At 56.1% G+C, this 18,535-nt stretch carries 16 protein-coding genes; 5 read left to right on the top strand and 11 right to left on the bottom strand.

What is annotated here, in order from left to right:
• Positions 1–114: 114 nt before the first annotated feature.
• From lpxC to ACRZ91_RS08410, 4 genes are all read left to right on the top strand, one after another.
• The gene (gene lpxC / locus ACRZ91_RS08425; protein ID WP_170476934.1) at positions 115–1,035 is read left to right on the top strand and encodes a UDP-3-O-acyl-N-acetylglucosamine deacetylase; all 921 of its coding nucleotides are present in this window, start codon (positions 115–117) and stop codon (positions 1,033–1,035) included.
• Between the two features lie 126 nt (positions 1,036–1,161).
• Positions 1,162–2,022 (top strand): outer membrane protein assembly factor BamD, encoded by an 861-nt coding sequence (locus ACRZ91_RS08420; RefSeq protein WP_170476932.1) that lies wholly within the window; start codon positions 1,162–1,164, stop codon positions 2,020–2,022.
• Between the two features lie 35 nt (positions 2,023–2,057).
• Positions 2,058–3,707, top strand: a complete 1,650-nt coding sequence (recN, locus tag ACRZ91_RS08415) for a DNA repair protein RecN (RefSeq protein ID WP_480904187.1) — start codon at positions 2,058–2,060, stop codon at positions 3,705–3,707.
• Between the two features lie 104 nt (positions 3,708–3,811).
• Positions 3,812–5,497, top strand: a complete 1,686-nt coding sequence (locus tag ACRZ91_RS08410) for a chloride channel protein (protein WP_480904184.1) — start codon at positions 3,812–3,814, stop codon at positions 5,495–5,497.
• On the opposite strand, the gene ACRZ91_RS08405 is transcribed toward ACRZ91_RS08410, so the two are convergent.
• Positions 5,498–6,868, bottom strand: coding sequence for a DUF3179 domain-containing protein (locus ACRZ91_RS08405; protein WP_480904181.1), 1,371 nt, complete (start codon positions 6,866–6,868; stop codon positions 5,498–5,500).
• A 316-nt stretch (positions 6,869–7,184) separates the two neighbouring features.
• Between ACRZ91_RS08405 and speB the strand changes: the two genes are divergently transcribed.
• A complete protein-coding gene (speB, locus tag ACRZ91_RS08400) occupies positions 7,185–8,156 on the top strand; it encodes an agmatinase (protein ID WP_480904178.1) in 972 nt (323 codons plus the stop codon).
• 212 nt (positions 8,157–8,368) lie between these two features.
• Here speB and ACRZ91_RS08395 read toward each other — a convergent pair whose 3' ends face one another.
• From ACRZ91_RS08395 to ACRZ91_RS08350, 10 genes are all read right to left on the bottom strand, one after another.
• A complete protein-coding gene (locus tag ACRZ91_RS08395) occupies positions 8,369–8,758 on the bottom strand; it encodes a VOC family protein (RefSeq protein ID WP_480904176.1) in 390 nt (129 codons plus the stop codon).
• Positions 8,755–9,069, bottom strand: coding sequence for an ArsR/SmtB family transcription factor (locus tag ACRZ91_RS08390; RefSeq protein ID WP_170543638.1), 315 nt, complete (start codon positions 9,067–9,069; stop codon positions 8,755–8,757). Before ACRZ91_RS08390 ends, ACRZ91_RS08395 begins: the two co-directional genes overlap by 4 nt.
• Positions 9,070–9,234: 165 nt before the next feature.
• A complete protein-coding gene (locus tag ACRZ91_RS08385; protein WP_480904174.1) occupies positions 9,235–10,455 on the bottom strand; it encodes an aminopeptidase P family protein in 1,221 nt (406 codons plus the stop codon).
• A gap of 160 nt (positions 10,456–10,615) precedes the next feature.
• Positions 10,616–11,827 carry an ABC transporter permease gene (locus tag ACRZ91_RS08380; protein ID WP_480717469.1) on the bottom strand — a complete coding sequence of 404 codons (1,212 nt, stop codon included), beginning with the start codon at positions 11,825–11,827 and terminating at the stop codon, positions 10,616–10,618.
• A gap of 5 nt (positions 11,828–11,832) precedes the next feature.
• Entirely contained in the window at positions 11,833–13,107 is a 1,275-nt protein-coding gene (locus tag ACRZ91_RS08375) for an ABC transporter permease (RefSeq protein WP_170476917.1), read from the bottom strand.
• A gap of 70 nt (positions 13,108–13,177) precedes the next feature.
• Entirely contained in the window at positions 13,178–14,269 is a 1,092-nt protein-coding gene (locus tag ACRZ91_RS08370; protein ID WP_170476914.1) for an extracellular solute-binding protein, read from the bottom strand.
• A 102-nt stretch (positions 14,270–14,371) separates the two neighbouring features.
• Positions 14,372–15,472, bottom strand: coding sequence for an ABC transporter ATP-binding protein (locus ACRZ91_RS08365; protein WP_010442565.1), 1,101 nt, complete (start codon positions 15,470–15,472; stop codon positions 14,372–14,374).
• 132 nt (positions 15,473–15,604) lie between these two features.
• Entirely contained in the window at positions 15,605–16,318 is a 714-nt protein-coding gene (locus tag ACRZ91_RS08360; protein ID WP_480904170.1) for a maleate cis-trans isomerase family protein, read from the bottom strand.
• The gene (locus ACRZ91_RS08355; protein ID WP_480904168.1) at positions 16,315–17,460 is read right to left on the bottom strand and encodes a M24 family metallopeptidase; all 1,146 of its coding nucleotides are present in this window, start codon (positions 17,458–17,460) and stop codon (positions 16,315–16,317) included. The genes ACRZ91_RS08360 and ACRZ91_RS08355 overlap by 4 nt, the downstream gene beginning before the upstream one ends.
• Complete coding sequence (locus ACRZ91_RS08350) at positions 17,457–18,500, bottom strand: pyridoxal-phosphate dependent enzyme (RefSeq protein WP_480904165.1); 1,044 nt, start codon at positions 18,498–18,500, stop codon at positions 17,457–17,459. Before ACRZ91_RS08350 ends, ACRZ91_RS08355 begins: the two co-directional genes overlap by 4 nt.
• Positions 18,501–18,535: the final 35 nt, after the last annotated feature.

Below are 18,535 nucleotides of genomic sequence, written 5' to 3'. Positions count from 1 at the left end.
CACAATCATGTTTCATTCGGTTGCAAAGAGTGAGTTGAGCCTTGACGCCCCCTTCCTTAGTTGAGGATGCAACACAGCCCCCGGCAGGCTGGACACAATTCATCGAGGCTCACATTGCAACATACGCTCAAATCTTCAGTCACGTTTACGGGCACTGGGCTGCATAGCGGCAAGCCTGCGACGATGGTTCTGAAGCCTGCGGCAGCAGGTCATGGAATCTGGTTCAAACGGATTGATATCGAGCTGGGCAATGCGATGATTCCCGCAATCTACGATGTTGTCGAACGCACGCCGCTTTGCACCCGTCTCGTAAACGAAGCGGATGTTTCGGTTTCGACGGTTGAGCATATCATGGCGGCACTCGCCGGGTGCGGCATACATAACGCTCTGATCGAGATTGACGGTCCCGAGGTTCCGATCATGGATGGCTCGTCGGTCGAGTTCGTTCGCGGTATCATGGCTAAAGGTGTGCGTCGTCAGGCGAGCCCTGTGCTGGCCTACGAAGTTCTCAAACCGATCACCGTTTCGCGCGAGGGCGCAAGCGCGTCGATCGTTCCTGCCGAAGGGCTTGAGATCGAATTCCACATTGATTTTGAAGATCACGCTATTGGCAGTCAGACCAAAGTTCTCGATATGCGCAATGGATCCTTTGCGAGAGAGTTGTGCGACAGCCGCACCTTCTGCCGCCGTACGGATGTTGAGGCGATGCGCGAGAATGGTCTGGCGTTGGGTGGAACGCTGGAAAACGCGGTCGTTGTGCAAGGTGACGAAGTTCTGACACCGGGTGGTTTCCGCCACGCTGATGAGGCCGTGCGTCATAAGATGCTAGATGCCTTGGGTGATCTTTATCTGGCAGGCGGTCCGATCCTGGGTCGCTTTACCGGTGAAAAGTCGGGTCATGCTATGACCAACACGCTGCTGCGCAAGCTGTTCGAGACACCTGGTGCGGTGCGCCCGATCCTATGTACGCCTGAACAAGCCGCACGCTTGCCGGGTCAGGGTCTGGTGCGGAGTGAAATTCCACAAGTCGCGTGACCTGGTCAACTCTGGCGACATTTGCGTCAATAGGGTGGATAAGGCGTTTTGCACTGGAATTTTATGTGCTAGACCGAGGTCCGATCAGGGATAAATCCCGCTAAGTTAACGACAAGGATGGGCGGAATGGTTGGCACCAAAGCGGCAGTCAGATTCGCAGCGGCGATTCTTCTGGCAGCATCTTTGACGGCGTGCGGGGACGGAGGCCTTTTCAGAAAAAAGGGCGCTGACCGCAACCAGAACCTCGAAAGTTTCACACCAGAACAGATTTATACCCGTGGTGAATATGAGCTGTCTCAGAACCGTTCTGACGACGCGGCGTGGTATTTCTCTGAGGTCGAGCGGCTTTATCCCTATTCCGACTGGGCCAAGCGAGCGCTGATCATGCAGGCGTTTTCCTTTCATTCGGATCAAAACTACGAAGAAAGCCGCGCCGCTGCGCAGAGATACATCGATTTTTATCCAACCGACGAAGATGCGGCGTATGCGCAATATCTTCTGGCGCTCAGCTACTATGATCAGATCGACGAAGTTGGTCGCGATCAGGGCCTGACCTTTCAAGCGCTGCAGGCCCTACGTACGGTGATCGAAGTCTACCCTGATAGCGAATATGCCACCTCAGCGGTTCTCAAATTTGATTTGGCCTTTGACCATTTGGCCGGAAAAGAAATGGAGATCGGGCGCTATTACCTGCGTCAGGACCACTTTACTGCGGCCATCAACCGATTCCGTGTTGTGGTTGAAGACTTCCAAACCACCTCGCACACGGCTGAGGCGCTGTATCGTCTGATCGAGGCTTACTTGGCACTGGGTCTGGTAGATGAGGCGCAATCCGCCGGCGCAATTCTGGGTTACAACTATCAATCCTCTGAATGGTACGATGCAGGTTACACACTGTTGACCTCACGCGGGCTGGATCTGAAGAGCCGAGGCAATAACTGGCTCAGCACGATCTATCGCCAGACCATCAAAGGTGAGTGGTTGTAAACGCGATGGCTAAAGGCGTGGGACGCTAAGACCCGATGCTGCGCGCCCTTGATATCCGCGACATGCTGATCATCGACCGGTTGGAGCTGACGTTCCAGCCGGGCTTGAACGCTTTGACCGGTGAAACCGGGGCAGGCAAGTCGATCCTACTGGACTCTTTGGGTTTTGTGTTGGGTTGGCGCGGGCGGGCTGAACTGGTCCGTCAAGGCGCTGAACAAGGCGAGGTTGTCGCTGAGTTCGAGTTACCTGAAGGCCATCCTGCCCATGCCGTGTTGGCAGACGCCGGTTTGCCTGGGGGCGAGGAATTGATCCTGCGTCGGGTCAATACGGCTGAGGGACGTAAGACTGCTTGGGTCAACGATCGTCGTTGCACGGGTGAGGTGTTGCGGGCTTTGTCAGAAACCCTGATCGAGTTGCATGGCCAACATGATGACCGGGGCTTGCTGAATCCGCGTGGCCATCGCGCAATGCTGGATGCGTATGCAGAGGCAGAGGACAAACTTGCTGCTGTTCGCTCCGCCTGGGGTCAAATGTCCACCGCTCGAAAAGTGTTGGCTCAGACCGAAGCTGCGCTGACCTCCATGCGCGCGGAGGAAGAGTTCTTGCGTCATTCCGTGGCTGAGTTGGACAAGCTAGATCCGCAGCCGGGTGAAGATGCCGACCTCGACGCTCGCCGCCGTATGATGCAGGGGGCCGAGCGCATCCGCGATGACGTAGCCCGCGCTTTTGCGTTGATGGGCGGAGATGGGGCCGAAGGCGCCTTGGCCGACGCAGTGCGCTGGCTGGAAGGTGTCTCGGACCATGCGGAGGGGCAGTTAGAAGAACCCATCGCTGCGCTTGGCCGTGCCCTAATCGAATTGGGTGAGGCGCAGGATGGTGTGAATTCCTGCCTGCAAGCGCTTGAGTTTAACCCCTCGGAGCTGGAGCAGATCGAAGAGCGTCTCTTTGCGATCCGCGCACTGGCCCGAAAACACGATGTGGCACCAGACGAATTGGGTCCCTTCGCTGATACGCTGCGCGACCGTCTAAACCGATTAGACGCCGGCGATGCAGATATTTGCGATAAGCGCGCTGCCGTTGCCGCTGCACAGGCGACTTATGACAAGGCAGCTGAAGCTCTTAGTTCTTTAAGGCAATCTGCAGCCAAAGCGCTCGACAAAGCGGTCATGGGGGAACTTGCGCCGTTGAAAATGGAACGCGCGGTTTTCCAGACCGAGATTGCGCCTGGCGATCCCGGTCCCGAGGGCATCGATGCAGTAGCCTTTACCGTCGCCACGAATCCCGGGGCGCCCTCAGGGCCACTTAACAAGATCGCTTCGGGCGGGGAACTCAGCCGCTTTCTGCTGGCACTCAAGGTTTGCCTGACCGGCGAGGATAGCGCCCGCACAATGATCTTTGATGAGATCGACCGGGGCGTTGGCGGAGCCACCGCTGATGCGGTCGGGCGGCGTCTGTCGTCGCTGGGACGGGGTGGGCAGGTGCTGGTGGTGACGCATTCGCCGCAGGTCGCTGCCCGCGCAGCACATCATTGGCGGGTGCAGAAGCAGGTGGCAGGGGATCAGACCCTGTCAACCGTGACCCCATTGTCCGATCCTGATCGCATTGATGAGATTGCGCGCATGGTCGCGGGTGACACAATTACGGATGAGGCGCGCGCTGCAGCCCGTGCCCTGCTTGAGGCTTAACGCGCAACGCCTGTAAACAAACCACCGTGAACCGACTTTTCTCTGCGCTCCACGTCGCTTACTAAAGGTCAGCGACCATTCTTACGCGATCCCCATGAGGGCCAATGACCCAGTCCACCCGCACTGTGCTGCGTAATCAATTCAATCAGGCGCTGTCGGCCCTGAAGGATGCTTGGCGCGTGATGCTCCATCGTGGTCCCAGCCAGATACAATTCTGGTTTATCGCGCTGATCATCGGGATCGCTGCTGGTTTCATGGCGCTGGGGTTCCGGATGTCCATCGCGTCGCTGCAAGCCTATCTCTATAGCACTGACAACATTCTTTTCCTTCATAGCCATGCTGAGAAACTGCACTGGTTCTGGATATTCATCACACCCGTCATAGGCGGATTGGTTGTCGGGGTTCTATTAAACCGATTTACAGATGATGGACGGGTACGTTCAGTCGCGGATGTGATCGAGGGATCGGCCATAACTGATGGGCGCGTCGAGAAAAAGGCCGGTATCGCATCATTCATTGCCTCGTTGATCACGCTAAGCTCGGGTGGCTCGACGGGCCGAGAGGGGCCGGTCGTGCATATGGCAGGGGTTATTTCGACCTGGGTCAGCGACCGTATTCGCGCAGATGGGATCACTGGGCGTGATCTTTTAGGCTGTGCAGTGGCTGCCGCTGTCTCAGCCAGCTTTAATGCCCCAATTGCAGGAGCGCTGTTCGCGCTTGAAGTTGTGCTGCGCCATTTTGCCGTGCATGCCTTTGCCCCAATCGTTATCGCATCTGTCGCGGGTACCGTGATCAACCGTCTGGCTTATGGCGACGTGACCGAGTTTACATTGGACACGCCCGGTTCGCTGCAGTTTTATGTCGAATTGCCTGCCTTTCTGATCCTTGGACTGATCTGTGGGTTGGTATCGTTGCTGCTGATGCGCTCGATTTTTTTCGCTGAAGATATCGGCACGCACATCCAAAATCGATTATCGCTACCAGGCTGGCTGCGCCCGGCAGTGTCTGGTGCGATGCTGGGTCTATTGGCGATCTGGTTCCCCCATATCATCGGCGTGGGTTATGAAACAACAATACGCGCCCTGACAGGTGACATAGTGCTAACAGCGGCAATCGTGCTGGCCGTTTTGAAAACAGTTGCAGTTGCCATCACCATGGGTGGGCGCATGGGGGGTGGAGTCTTTTCCCCTTCACTGATGATTGGGGCGCTGACCGGGTTGGCTTTTGGTCTGATCGCCACCGGCCTGCTACCCGACGTATCGGGAACTCATACGCTTTATGCCTTTGCCGGGATGGGTGCCGTTGCTGCGGCGGTATTGGGTGCTCCGATCTCGACAACGCTTATCGTCTTTGAATTGACCGGAGATTGGCAGATCGGCCTCGCCGTGATGGTTTCGGTCTCGATGTCCACAGCGCTGGCCTCGCGTCTGGTGGACCGGTCGTTCTTCCTGACACAGCTGGAACGTCGCAATGTGCATCTGGCCGCCGGGCCTCAGGCCTATTTGCTGGCCATGCTGCGGGCGGGCAGCGTGATGCGACCGCTTGGTGGCACCCGCTCAATAACGAAAGAAGAAGCGCAGGCGCTGATCGAACAAGGGCTTTGCGTCAAGGCCAGCGCCACGCTCGAGGCTGCCATGCCCTATTTTGATCGCGACGACATCCCCTGTATCCCGGTTGTCATAGTCGACGAAAAGGGGTGTGAGGATCCCGTCGGAGCGCTCTATCACGTCGACGCACTCAAGGCGTATAACCGCGCACTGGCCGCGACAGCGGCCGAAGAACACTCTTGATCAGCCGTCATAAACGCTGGCTGCATCACCCAGATAGTTATCCCAGGCAAACCAGTAGGAAATATGCCCGGCCACCCGCGGCAATTGCGTACCATTCGGGGAGACCAGCGCCTCTTCGGTGACGGTCCATTTGGTCCCTGCTTCGTCGAGCAGCCCGCCGTTCGGTGTTGCACGGAACTGATGCGGACCACGTTCGTACGCGCGCACGCTGCGTTTGTCTGGATCGCCCATCAGCATCAGGTTCCGTCCGCCGATTGCATCATTGATGACCGGTTTGCCCTTAAACGCATCCAGAGGCCAGGCCCGCGCTGCGCCAAATTGGCGAACGGCAAACACATAGTCTTTTTGTCGATGCTTGGATTGATCGACCAGCGCAGGGAACATCAGATCAGGCGAGGCAAAATAGTCACGATACACGACACCGGATCCATAGTTGCGTCGATAACCAGTGTTCAGCGACAGAACCCGGGTATTGGGATGTGAGGCTTTCCAGCTATCCCAACGTGTAATCACCACCGGGCGCTGCCTAAGCTCGATCCCACTTTCTGTCAGCGGACCTACAACAGGTTTGCCGGTATACTGGTTCCAGAGCGAATGCGTTTCACGATCGAACATCAACTTGTTTGAACGATAAAGGAAACCGGATGAACCAAAGATAAAGGGTTTCCGTCGCCCTGCGACCTGCGTTTCAAACAAGATTCCCGAACCGCAAAGTGTGCAGTAAGCCAGCGCAACCGGAACGCCGCCGATTACATCATTGAACATCTCATGCCAGCCCATGATCCGCAGAGGATAAGCGCGCTCGTCTTCGTTGATCGAAACGCCAAAGACCAAATCATCGTCTTTCAGATAATCTGCCTGCGTTGCTGAAATCAGTTTGGGATTATCCAGTGACGGGATGCCATCCTTGACCACGCCGCCCCAGGATATCTCTTCCAGTCGGATCTTCATTTTGTCGCGTTTCAGATACTCAGGTCGCAGAAACAGGTCAAAATTCTGATCAATCCCCAATAGAACTTCGCGTTTGAAGGGCGCGAGCGACGGATGGGGAACAATCTGTGCGTTCCGTTCCTGCCATAGCATCCATTCGAACCAATCCGTGCCGTGGTTTTCTCCGGTCAAAGCTTCCATGACTTTGGCGATGTCGCGTACGCGACGTCCGCTGAACCGCATCGAAGTCAAAAGCGCTGGGACAACATCGGGGTTATCTCTCTCGGTCATAAACTCCATACCGGCTTCGAATTCCGCATTGTCTCCGAACACGGTTGAACGCACGGCGTCATATACAGGGTCTTCCTGTGCCCACAGCGTTGTGGGCAAGACCATCCCAGCGCTAAGAAGTCCCGCAAAGCCTCGGCGAGAGATCGACATGGCATCCTCCGGTTTCGTTCGCGCCCATTCTGCCTGCAAACCTCTTCACATACACGAAACACCCGCGTGAGGCCTTCGTAACATCCCGAGTTAAAGAGGTTGGTTGTTAGTACTATGAAGCCAATTGTTTCTTACGTGCCGCGACCTGACATTCGTAGCGACTTATTATTATGAACCCCCAAAACGTAATTTGGATGTTGGCAGGTTTCGTTGGCTCGACATCGTGCGTTTCTCTGCACATGATGCTCGACAAAGCTCTGGGGATCGGATTTTTTTCGATAACTGTTGCCGGGAAATACAAAAAGGAAAACACCCCATGCAGGATCATGGCTATGAATCTGGCAGATTGAATCTACCGTTTGTTGGTATTTCTACCTTCGCAAAATCACCATACGTCGCGGATTGGAATGCTATCGGTGCAGATGTTGCGATATTGGGGGCGCCGTTCGACTTCGGGACCCAGTGGCGGCCCGGCGCGCGGTTTGGTCCGCGGGCCGTGCGCGAGGCCTCGACCCTGTTCAGTTTTGGTCATGCCGGCGCTTATGACCACGAGGACGATGCGACCTATTTGGATAGCTCGGTGCGGATGGTTGATCTTGGGGATGCAGATATTATCCACACCAAGACCGAAGAGAGCCATGCAAATATCGCTTATGGCGTAGGCAAAATCCTGCAGGCGAAGGCTATGCCCGTGACCATCGGCGGCGATCATTCGATCAACATCCCATGCATCAACGCCTTTGCCCAGGATTGTGCGCAGAATGGGCCAATACATGTGGTTCAGATCGATGCCCACTTGGATTTCGTGGATGAACGTCACGGCGTTACCGCCGGACACGGTAACCCGATGCGGCGCGCGATTGAGAAAGACTATGTTTCGGGTATGACGCAACTTGGTATTCGCAATGTATCCTCAACCGCGAAGGAGGGGTACGAAGACGCCCGTGCACGTGGTTCGGACATCTTGTCGGTAAGGCAGGTACGTAAGCTGGGAACCGAGGCCGTGTTAGCACGCATTCCAGAAGGGGCGCGGTATTATGTGACGATCGATATCGATGCGTTTTGCCCTTCGATAGCCTCAGGCACCGGCACGCCCAGCCACGGCGGATTTCTATATTATGACGTGCTGGAGATTCTGCAGGGACTGGCCAAGCGCGGAAATGTTGTTGGCATCGATTTGGTCGAAGTCGCGCCTGCCTATGATCCCACCGAAAGCACCCAGATTCTGGCGGCGCAGTTGTTGCTGAATTTTCTTGGTTTCATCTTTCACGAACGCGCACAGCGATAGAAGATACGGCTTGTCACTTCGTCCTTTGCATTTCGTGGTGCATGTTCGGGCGAAACGACTTGCTCTTAATAAAGCCGCTTCGAACAGAAGCTCCCGAAGGCTTCTTCGGGAGCTAACTATGTTGAATGTCCGCAGCGCTGTGCTTTGCCACCGATGATACGGGCTCAACAAATGCCCAGTTCATGGATTGATGGATATCTTATGCTTGCCGTTCAAACATGTAGTTCAACCAATTGGATAAGGTTTCCGCAGGTGTCATCAAATACAGCCATGGTCGCACCGCCAGCCTTCACAGGAGGTTGTGTGAACTCGACACCTTTAGATTCCAGTTTGGCAACTTCTGCATCGATATCTTCAACACTGAACGCTGAAACGGGAATGCCGTCAGCCATAAGTGCTTCTTGATAGGCGCGCATAGCAGGATGTGCATTCGGTTCAAGGCCCAACTCCACCCCATCTGAATCGTCGTCGGAGACCAATGTCAGCCAACGATATTCTCCGAGGGGAATATCATGCTTCACAACAAACCCAAGTTTGTTGGTGTAGAAATCGAGAGCCTTGGACTGATCATCAACAGCGATGCTTTTCATATACATTTTCATCTAGTGTCTCCTTGAGAATATAGTTCCACCCAGGGGTTGATTGCATCCGAAATTGGCGCTGATACAAGCGTGTGAATCTTGGTGCGCCCTCGCCAGGTCGTGGCGATGAGACCAGCCTGCTCCAAAGTGTTCAGATGTCTTGTGATGCCTTGTCTGGATATTGTGACTGAATGCTCTTCGAACAGTCTTGCGCAGAGCTCGAAAAGCGTCTGGTGCTCTCGTTTTCTCAACTCATCAAGGATCAACAAGCGGGTTGTGTCACCGAGGGCGCTGAAAAGAATGCTTAGCTGCGGGTCAAATTGAACGCTCATGCCATATAATGCAACAAAATTGTTGCATCTCAAATCGAACCTGCGTTCGTGAAAATTGCAGCATTGTTTAAGTTCGGGTCGGAGCGAACAATGCGCTCCGAGCCTTTTTGTCGTTTGTCTGCGCTATTTTAGGTAATGGGCTGCTATTGCACCCCACCTGTTTAATTACGCGCCGATGATGTTGTGGCCGGGGCCGTAGGGGAAACCGGTGATGTTTTCGGCCCCGTCCTCACCGACCACGAGGATATCGTGTTCACGATATCCGCCTGCGCCGGGCTGACCTTCGGGAATCCAAAGCATCGGCTCGATTGAAACAACCATGCCGGGCTCCAGCACCGTGTCGATATCCTCGCGCAGTTCCAGACCGGCCTCGCGCCCGTAGTAATGGCTGAGGATGCCGAAGGAATGGCCGTAACCGAACGAGCGGTACTGCAGCAGGTCCTCATCTGCGAAGAAACGGTTGATCTCAGCGGTGATGCCCGCGCATGTCGCGCCGGGTTTGATCAGGCTTAGGCCCAGCTCATGCGCGGCTACATTGGCTTTCCACAGGCGCAGGCTGTCTGCGTCGGGTTCGCCCAGGAACAGGGTGCGTTCCAGCGCGGTGTAATAGCCCGAGATCATCGGGAAAGTGTTCAGCGACAGGATATCGCCCTTTTGCAGCGCGCGTTTGGTCACTGGGTTGTGGGCACCGTCGGTGTTGAGGCCGGACTGGAACCAAACCCAAGTATCGCGATACTCGGCGTCCGGGTAGGCGCGGGCGATTTCCTCTTCCATCGCGTCGCGACCGGCCATGGCGATCTCGATCTCGGTCGCGCCTTCGCGGATGGCCGCATGGATGGCAGCCCCGCCGACGTCAGCGGTACGCGCGCCGCCTTTGATCAACTCGATCTCTTCTGCGGATTTCACCATGCGGGCGAACATTGTGTCAGGTGCGATGTCGATCAGTTCCGGCTGACCGAGCATGTCCAGCGCCGTATTGCGCGCCGCCAAAGTCATGTGGTCGCCTTCAATCCCAATTCGTTTGGCCCCGTCGATCAGGCTGGCCACGGCGCGCCAGTAATTGTCGCGCTTCCAGTCGGTATAGATGACATTGTCTTCGACCGAGCGCCGCCACGGCTGGCCCGCGTCAATATTGGCCGAAACGGTGGTGCAGGCATCTTGTGTCACCACGCAGCCGTAAGGGCGACCAAAGGAACAGTACAGAAAGCCAGAATAATAGGCGATGTTCTGCATCGATGTCAGCAGGACTGCAGGGATGTCATGCTTGGCCATGATGGCGCGCAGTTTGCCAAGGCGGCGGTCGTATTCGCCCTTGCTGAACGGAAGGGGGGCTTTGTCGCCATTGTGGCAAGTGAAGAATTCGGGGCGTTTTGTTGTGTCTGTCATCACAAGGTCTCTCATCTTTGCCGGGCGGCAAACCCGGCCACTTGTCCCGGCGTTCAGGACAGGCGGTCTCGGGGTCCGAGAGCCGATCAGCCCAGTGTGTCCGCGACGCCATCGCGGCTGGGATGAACGGGTGAATCGTTAGATTACGCGCGGGCCTGCGTCAAGACGGGGAAAGCCCCCGCAGACGCTCGGACCGGCGGCGCAGCAATTCAACTGTGGTCAACAGCGCGATCGAAATCACAACAAGGATTGTCGCCACAGCCAGAATGGTCGGACTGATCTGTTCACGCAGGCCGGTGAACATCTGCCAGGGCAGGGTCTTCTGGCTGGCCGAGCCGACAAATAGCACAACAACCACTTCGTCAAACGAGGTAATGAAGGCAAACAAACCGCCCGAGATCACGCCCGGCAGGATCAAGGGCATCTGGATCTTGAAGAACGTCCGCACTGGACCCGCGCCCATATTCGCCGCCGCCCGTGTCAGTGAACGGTCGAAACCTACCAGCGTCGCGGTCACGGTGATAATCACGAATGGAATTCCCAGAACGGCGTGGGCAAGGATGACTTTCACATAGCCAACGAAGTTCTTGTTCATGCCCAGTGTGCCCTCCATGAAGCGACCGATATCGCTGTAAAAAAAGAACATGCCGGTGGCAGAGATGATCAGTGGCACGATCATGGGTGAGATTAGAATGCCCATGATGGCGCGCCGGCCGGGAACATGGCTCTGGCTGAGGCCGATGGCTGCCAGCGTACCCAACGAAACCGAGATGATTGTCGCAATCGGGGCGATGATCAGCGAGTTCTTGAAGCTGCGCTGCCATTCATTGTTGGTAAAGAAGTCGCGATAATGCTTCAGCGAATACCCTTCGGGGTCTAGACGCAACATTTCCGGCGTGAAGGTAAAGAAGTCCTGCGCGTTGAACGACAGCGGCAGCACCACGAGAATCGGGGTGATCAGGAAGACGAAAATCGCACCGCAGATCACCCGGAACAGGTAGTGATAGAACACTTGTTTCGGCGTCAGGTACGGCAACAATTTCTGACGATAACGGCCTTCGTACAGCCAATAGATAAACCAGACGAAGAACCATCCGCCCAGCAGGCCAAGAACGCCACCCATCGCGCCAGAGAACAGAAAACCGACAATGCCAAAGCCCAGAATGTTAATCCAGCGGGCCAATTTCTCATTCTTGAGGACCGTGATGTAGATCCAGGCCACGGCTGCGATCAGAGCAGCGCCACCTATTATGCCGAGCAGTATCGACCCATTGCCCGCGCCGACAAAGATACCGGCGAAGGCTCCAGCCAGCGCGACGCTGGGTAGGACCATTGAAAGTGGTTTGCGGGATATCGGAGTAAGTGCGGCCATGTCGATTATCCCAGTTTCACATTATCAATGCCGACGATCTTATCGTAGCACCAGTAGAGCAGCATAACGACCGCCAGAAGGATCGTCCCCAATGCCGCGGCCAATCCCCAGTTCAGCGAGGACGAGATGTGGTAAGCGATCCGGTTCGAGATGAAGACACCCTTGGTGCCGCCGACGATTTCGGGCGTGATATAGTAGCCAATCGCCAGAATGAACACGAGGATCGAGCCCGCGCCGATGCCCGGAATGGATTGCGGGAAATAGATGCGCCAGAAGGTCGTCCAGTTGGTTGCGCCCATGGATTTTGCAGCACGGGTATAATAGGGCGGAATGGTCTGCATCACCGAATACATCGGCAAGATCATGAACGGCAGCAGGATATGCGTCATCGCAATTATCGTGCCGAATTGGTTGTTGATGATCACTAGTCGCGCGTCATCAGCCACCAGCCCAAGCCAGACCAACGTTTCGTTGATCACGCCTTGTTGCTGCAGCATCACCTTCCAGGCTGATGTCCGTACCAGCAGCGAAGTCCAAAAGGGGAGCAGGACAAGGATCATCAGCAGGTTCGAAACCCGCATCGGAAGTGTCGCCAGCAAATAGCTAACTGGGTATGCCAGCAGGATACAGGCTCCGGTAATCACCAGCGACATGAAAAGTGTTCTGCCGAACAGCTTGATCAGGATTTGCTTGTCTTCGGGTTGAGACTGCGCCCCTTCAGGCGTGCGGCGCATGTCGACCGCGTTGAGGAAATAACCATTGGTGACTGCAGGAGAGTGCGTCTTGATCACCGCCCAGGTCTGCGGTTCGCCCCAACCGTCATGAACCTCAATCACCTGGTCCTTGAATGGGCCATCGGTTTCGGGGTCCATCTTGCCTAGCTTCCGGCCTGAGCGGCGGAACATCGAAGACATGCCTGTCTCTTCGTAGTTCAAACGCGAGCCCAATCGGGTATGTGTCTTGTTGTCTACGGCCACGACCATGTCTCGGACGAACGCATCATATACTGCCTCGTCCGGCAGTTCGCCGCTGGTCTCATCCCAGTTCTTCAGTGCCTCAACCGTAAGAGGCAGCGTTTCCTGCACGATGCTATTTTCAACCGAACGGAACAGCATCGAAGCAATCGGCACGATGAACGAGAACAAAACAAACAGCAGCAAAGGGGCCACCAGCATCAAAGCGCGCAGCTTTTGCCGCCGCAAAGAACGTGCAAGCGATTGCTTGAGCGGTGTTCCGTCCGCTGCCAGCATAGGTCCGGCGTTTTGGCTAGCGTCAGTCATCGGTGCCCCTTGGGTTTTCTTTGGTCCGGGGGCGGCGCACCGCCCCCGACTGTGTCAGGAAATTAGCCGCTTATTGCGCCAACCACGCCTGGAATTTGGCGTCGATGTCGTCGCGGTAGTCCGCCCAGAACTCGTAGTTATACAGGAACGTGTTCTTCGCGTTTTCCGGATCGGTTGGCATGTGCGGTGCCATGTCGATGCCCAGTTCGGCGTGCTGACCCACCAGCGGTGCCGACGAAGCACGAGCTGGACCGTACGAGATGTACTTGGCCTGATCTGCCAGACGCTGAGTGTCGGTCGCGAACATGATGTAGTCCAGCGCGCGCTGCTTACGCTCATCGCTTAGGCCAGCCGGAATGATCCAGCCGTCCAGATCGAACACTTGTGCGTCCCACAGCATCGCGACGGGCTGCTTCTGCTCTTCGATCACGCTGAACAGGCGGCCGTTGTAGGTCGATCCCATGACGACTTCGCCATCAGCCAGCAACTGCGGTGTGTCCGCACCGGCAGACCACCAGACTACGTTGTCCTTGATAGTGCCCAGCTTGGCCAGCGCTTGCTCCTGACCTTCCGGAGTTGCGAGCACGTCATAGACGTCATCCTTGGCGACGCCATCGCAGAGCAGGGCCCATTCCATGTTGTTGATCGGACGCTTTTCTAGCGAACGCTTGCCCGGGTAGTTTTCAAGATCGAAAACAGCGCAGATATCGCTGGGCGGGTTGTCCCCTACCAGATCGGTACGATAGCCGAATGTGGTCGAATAAACGATCTGAGGAATAAAGCAGTCGCTGACAAGCAGGTCGCCGAAGTCGTCCGCAGCCGAGGTGCCATCGGGTGCCGGGGCCAGCATGGTGTCAGGGTCGATTTCCATCGCCAGACCTTCGTCGCATAGACGGATCGCGTCCGCAGCAACAACGTCAACCACGTCCCAGGTGATGTTACCCGCTTCGTTCATCGCGCGCAGTTTGGCAACCGCTTCGGCTGAACTGTCATCGTTCAGGATGGTGACGCCGGTTTTTTCCGAATAGGGCTCGTGATAAGCCTTCAGCTGCGATTTGGAATAGGCTCCGCCCCAAGAAACGATTGTCATCTCTTCAGCAGACACCCCGCCAGCCGCTGTCGCCAGCGCTGCTGCGGTCAGCAGTGTTTTGGTTGGTTTCATGTGTTACTCCCAGTACTTCCCGTTTATCATAGTGTCAGCTGACGCACGGGTTTTCGCCAGCCGGTCCCTCGGTGAAACCGCGCTTGTGCCGCGCGGTTTGGTCTATGCGTCGAGCGCACGACAATCCTTGGCCAACCAGCCGATATCGATCTCTTGACCGGGCTGTAGGCGAACGGCATCGGGGGCGTTGCGCGTCTTGACGATGAACTCGTCATTCCCGGCCACCGACATGCGGAAGCGGAACACGTCACCCATGTAGATGAACTCTTTGACTGTGGCCTTTAGCGTATGTGCGTCTGCATGCAGTCGGTCTTTGTTGAATTCCACACGTTCGGGCCGAATCGAGACCTTGGTCCGTTCACCCGGATTATGCACGTTGATCGGAACTGCATCGATTTCCGATCCGTCATCCAACTGCACAAGACAAGTGTCACCGTCTATCGATTTAACAACACCTTCTAGTGTATTGTTTTCACCGATAAATTGTGCAACGAAGCTGTTTTCAGGTTCTTCGTATAGTTGATCCGGTGGCGCCAGCTGTTGAATGCGGCCATCGTCGAATACCGCCACGCGGTCGGACATGGTCAGGGCTTCGGTCTGGTCATGGGTCACGTAAACGGTTGTGATACCCAACTCATGCGCCAGACGGGTAATTTCGAACTGCATATGCTCACGCAGTTGCTTGTCGAGCGCGCCCAGCGGTTCATCCATCAGAACCAATTCGGGCTCGAACACCAGTGCTCGGGCCAGGGCGATCCGCTGTTGCTGACCACCAGAAAGCTGCGCTGGACGGCGGCCGCCAAAGGCGCCCATCTGGACCATATCCAGAGCCCGTTTAACTTTCTCTTCACGCTCAGACTTGCCAAGCTTGCGAACCTCAAGCGGGAACGAGAGGTTCTCGGCTACGGTCATGTGCGGAAACAAAGCATAGTTCTGGAACACCATCCCGATACCGCGTTTGTGCGGCGGAATGTTGTTGATAGGTTTCCCATCCAGAAGAATTTCGCCATGTGTGGCGGTTTCGAATCCGGCAAGCATCATCAAGCAGGTTGTTTTGCCTGAACCGGACGGCCCGAGCATAGTCAGGAATTCGCCCTTTGGCAGTGCCAGGTTGAGATCTTTAACGACGAGATTCTCGCCGTCATAAGACTTTTGCACGCGTTGAAATTCGACAAACGCAGCGTCGCTATTTGTGTCGGTCACAAGACCCCCTGTTGCGTCAATTGACTATCCGGTTGGTCCGGATTTCATTGATCTTCTCGTGTATTAAACCCGAGGCTAACAAATGGTCGCAAGCCCGTAAAGCAAATGGATTACTGATAACGTCGCTTTTGCCTAGTTTTGCGACATGTTCAGCTTCTTCATATGCCAGGCTAAGCTTTGATTGCTTGAAAGAACCGGTTTGCGGATCACCTTTTCGATCCGGGGAATCGCAGCAAGGGTTCGCAGGTTCGTACAGCTCAAGAACACCGCATCGACGGCTGAATCAGAGCCCAGACGGATTGCGGCTTCAATCACAGATTCGGTTGATATACGCACCACCTTGGCTTCTTCTGCCTCGCCAAAAGTGCCGAATACATCCATCGTGATTCCCTGATCCGCAAATGCGCGACGCAGCGGGGTGTTCACTTCTTCTATATACGGGGAGAGCAGCGCAAACTTCGATACCCCTCGATCCTCGGCGCAAGCTGTCGCGGCGCGCAAAGGATTCGTTACCGTTTGAACATCACAGGTCTGCTTGACCATTTTCTCAACCTGATCCGACCCGATGACTGAGCTGGCGGACGTACAGCCATATCCCACAACCCGATATCGCCGTGCCTTGGGCAGCAAATCGGCCGCTGCTGGCAGGTCGGTTTCCATCTGCGCCAGAGTATCAGTGTTAACCTCATTCCCACTGGGTATGCGGCTGACATAGAGTGGGCTTTTGTCATTGGCGAAAATTGTACGAAACTCAGGCTCGATTGTCTCATCCGTCTGTAGCACGATCAGGCCCATTGGCACCGCTGAGGGATCATCCGCATCTAGGATATAGGGCAAGGTGCTCATAGCTCAGGGATCTCCGGTCCGATGCGCGGGCTTAGGAATACAGGCGCGCCCTCGGTGATTAGAATGTTTTCTTCATGAACGAGGATCTTGTTGTTCACGGCGATGCCTGGCTCCAGAGTTAACACCATCCCGGCCTCCAATTCTGTATGGTCATCAGGGATAAGCGAGGGCCATTCAGTCAGTGACATCCCCAACCCGTGGCCCAGTCGACCAGCATCCGTACCAACACCACCGTCAGTCAGGATCGCATTCATGGCATGAAACAATTGCGACGCGGTGGCACCGGGACGAGCTTGTTCAAAGGCGGCGTCCGATGCTTCGATCAGCCGCGAATGCGCCGCACGAACGGGCGCGCTTGCCGGACCGACCGACCAGTTGCGATCATAATCACAGAAATATCCATCGCGTACGAGGCCTGTATCCAGCATCAGAACATCACCCGACCTAAGTGGCGTTTGACTGGCAGGGGAGATCACGTCTGTGTACCCGCCTTGCTCGGCACCGCCGGCCAGATAGGGAACCCAGTCCGCGCCTTCCTCAAGGCAAAGCATCTGAAAATGTCGAAAAACCTGATCGAGCGGTGTACCGGCCGAGGCAATTTCCGGCACCCGTGCAAACGCGCGCGCGCTGATTTGACAGGCTGCTCGGATCTTGGCGACTTCGGCATCAGATTTCACCATGCGCAGCCCCCTTAGGATGCCTTGGTCCCCGACAATTTTGCGCGCACCTATAGCTGATTGAAGGCGTCTTAAATCGGCCAGAGGCATGCGCAGATGAGTCTCATGCCCATCGGGGCAACCGATTTCATCGCCCTCGGCCGTCAATTCGCTCAGCGTATCCGCCAGCAAAGATACCCCGTCATCTATTAAATCGGGTGCACTCCAGGTGCGAATGTCATCAATCCAAGTCTGCGCCATGAGCGCGGCACCAATGGAGGGAATTACTGCAACCGGTTTACCGGTGGCAGGTACAATCAGAAACCAGGGTCGTGTCGGACTTTCCCAAAACCGAGTGAGATAGCCGGTGAAGTATCGTAGTTCGGGCTCCGTTGTGAGCAAAAGGGCTGCGAGACCTGCCTGTCGCATCCGCGCTTGAGCACGCGCAACCCGAGCCTCGAACTCTGCCGGAGCGAATCCAGTCATGCCGGCTGCTCGGTCAACATGCACAGCACCTTTGCATTGGGGCCAATTTCCAAACCGGTGCGGCTGGCGTCGTTCAAGACAGCGGCAATTCCAGCGCCTCCCGAGGCACTGGTTTCCAACCCTGCCTCTGCCATGACAGGCAATTGGGCTGCTACGTCAGTGTCGCTGATGGTAAGAAATGCATCAGCATCCCGCGCAAGCCCATTCAACGCAATAAGCGACGGTTCTTTGCAATCCAACCGACCCATGATGCTGTCTGGCCCATCTGCAAAAACGCAGTGCCCGGCCTCGATGCTGGCCTGAAGCGCGGGGGCGGACGTCGGCTCCACAACTATGATCTGTGGTTCGTCACCCCAAACCACGCGTGCATAGGCGGCAACAGCGCCAGCCATGCCTCCGACTCCGGCCTGCAGCAGAATATGGGTGGGCACTTCGGGGCATTGCTTGGCTGCTTCGACAGCCATTTGTAGATACCCTTCCATCAAAAGATGTGGGAGTTCGGTGTACCCGTCCCAAGAACTATCCGAGAGCAGGGTCCATCCATTTTCTTGCGCGGCAAGGTTGGCGGCCTCCATGCTTGCTGCGTAGTCCGCACCGGCCCGAACCACCTGTGCGTTTTGCGCGCGCAGACGCTCGGCAAAGCTCTCGGGAACGGTTTCCGCGATGTAAACCACCGCATCGGCCCCGAAGACACGAGCACCGGCGGCCATACTCATCCCGTGATTGCCCGCGCTTGCCGTGACATATGTACGCCCTTTGAGGGTGTCGCTGCCTGGATTGTCCGAAGCCTCGTTCGCCTGGCAGGCAATAACATAAGCAGCGCCCAGAGCCTTGAACGATCCCAGACCCATGCGGGGCCGTTCATCTTTGACCCAGAGGCTTGCGACCGGTGCAATCGCTGATGCATCAACCAAGGGCGTTGGCTCAAAATCCGGGCAGAACGAACGGTGCCGCCCCAGTCGAAGGGTTTCGACTGACGGGTAGGGGGCCTGATCCGCAAGCTTGGATCCGTTTCGAAACGGGTTGCTGATTATCTTCATTCTTCGCTCCCTGACCGGTTTATGCGCAGACGTGA

The sequence above is a fragment of the Ruegeria sp. O11 genome (assembly GCF_056535285.1).
The sequence above is the reverse complement of the archived record's forward strand: the minus strand, read 5'-3'. Positions and strand labels throughout refer to the sequence as shown.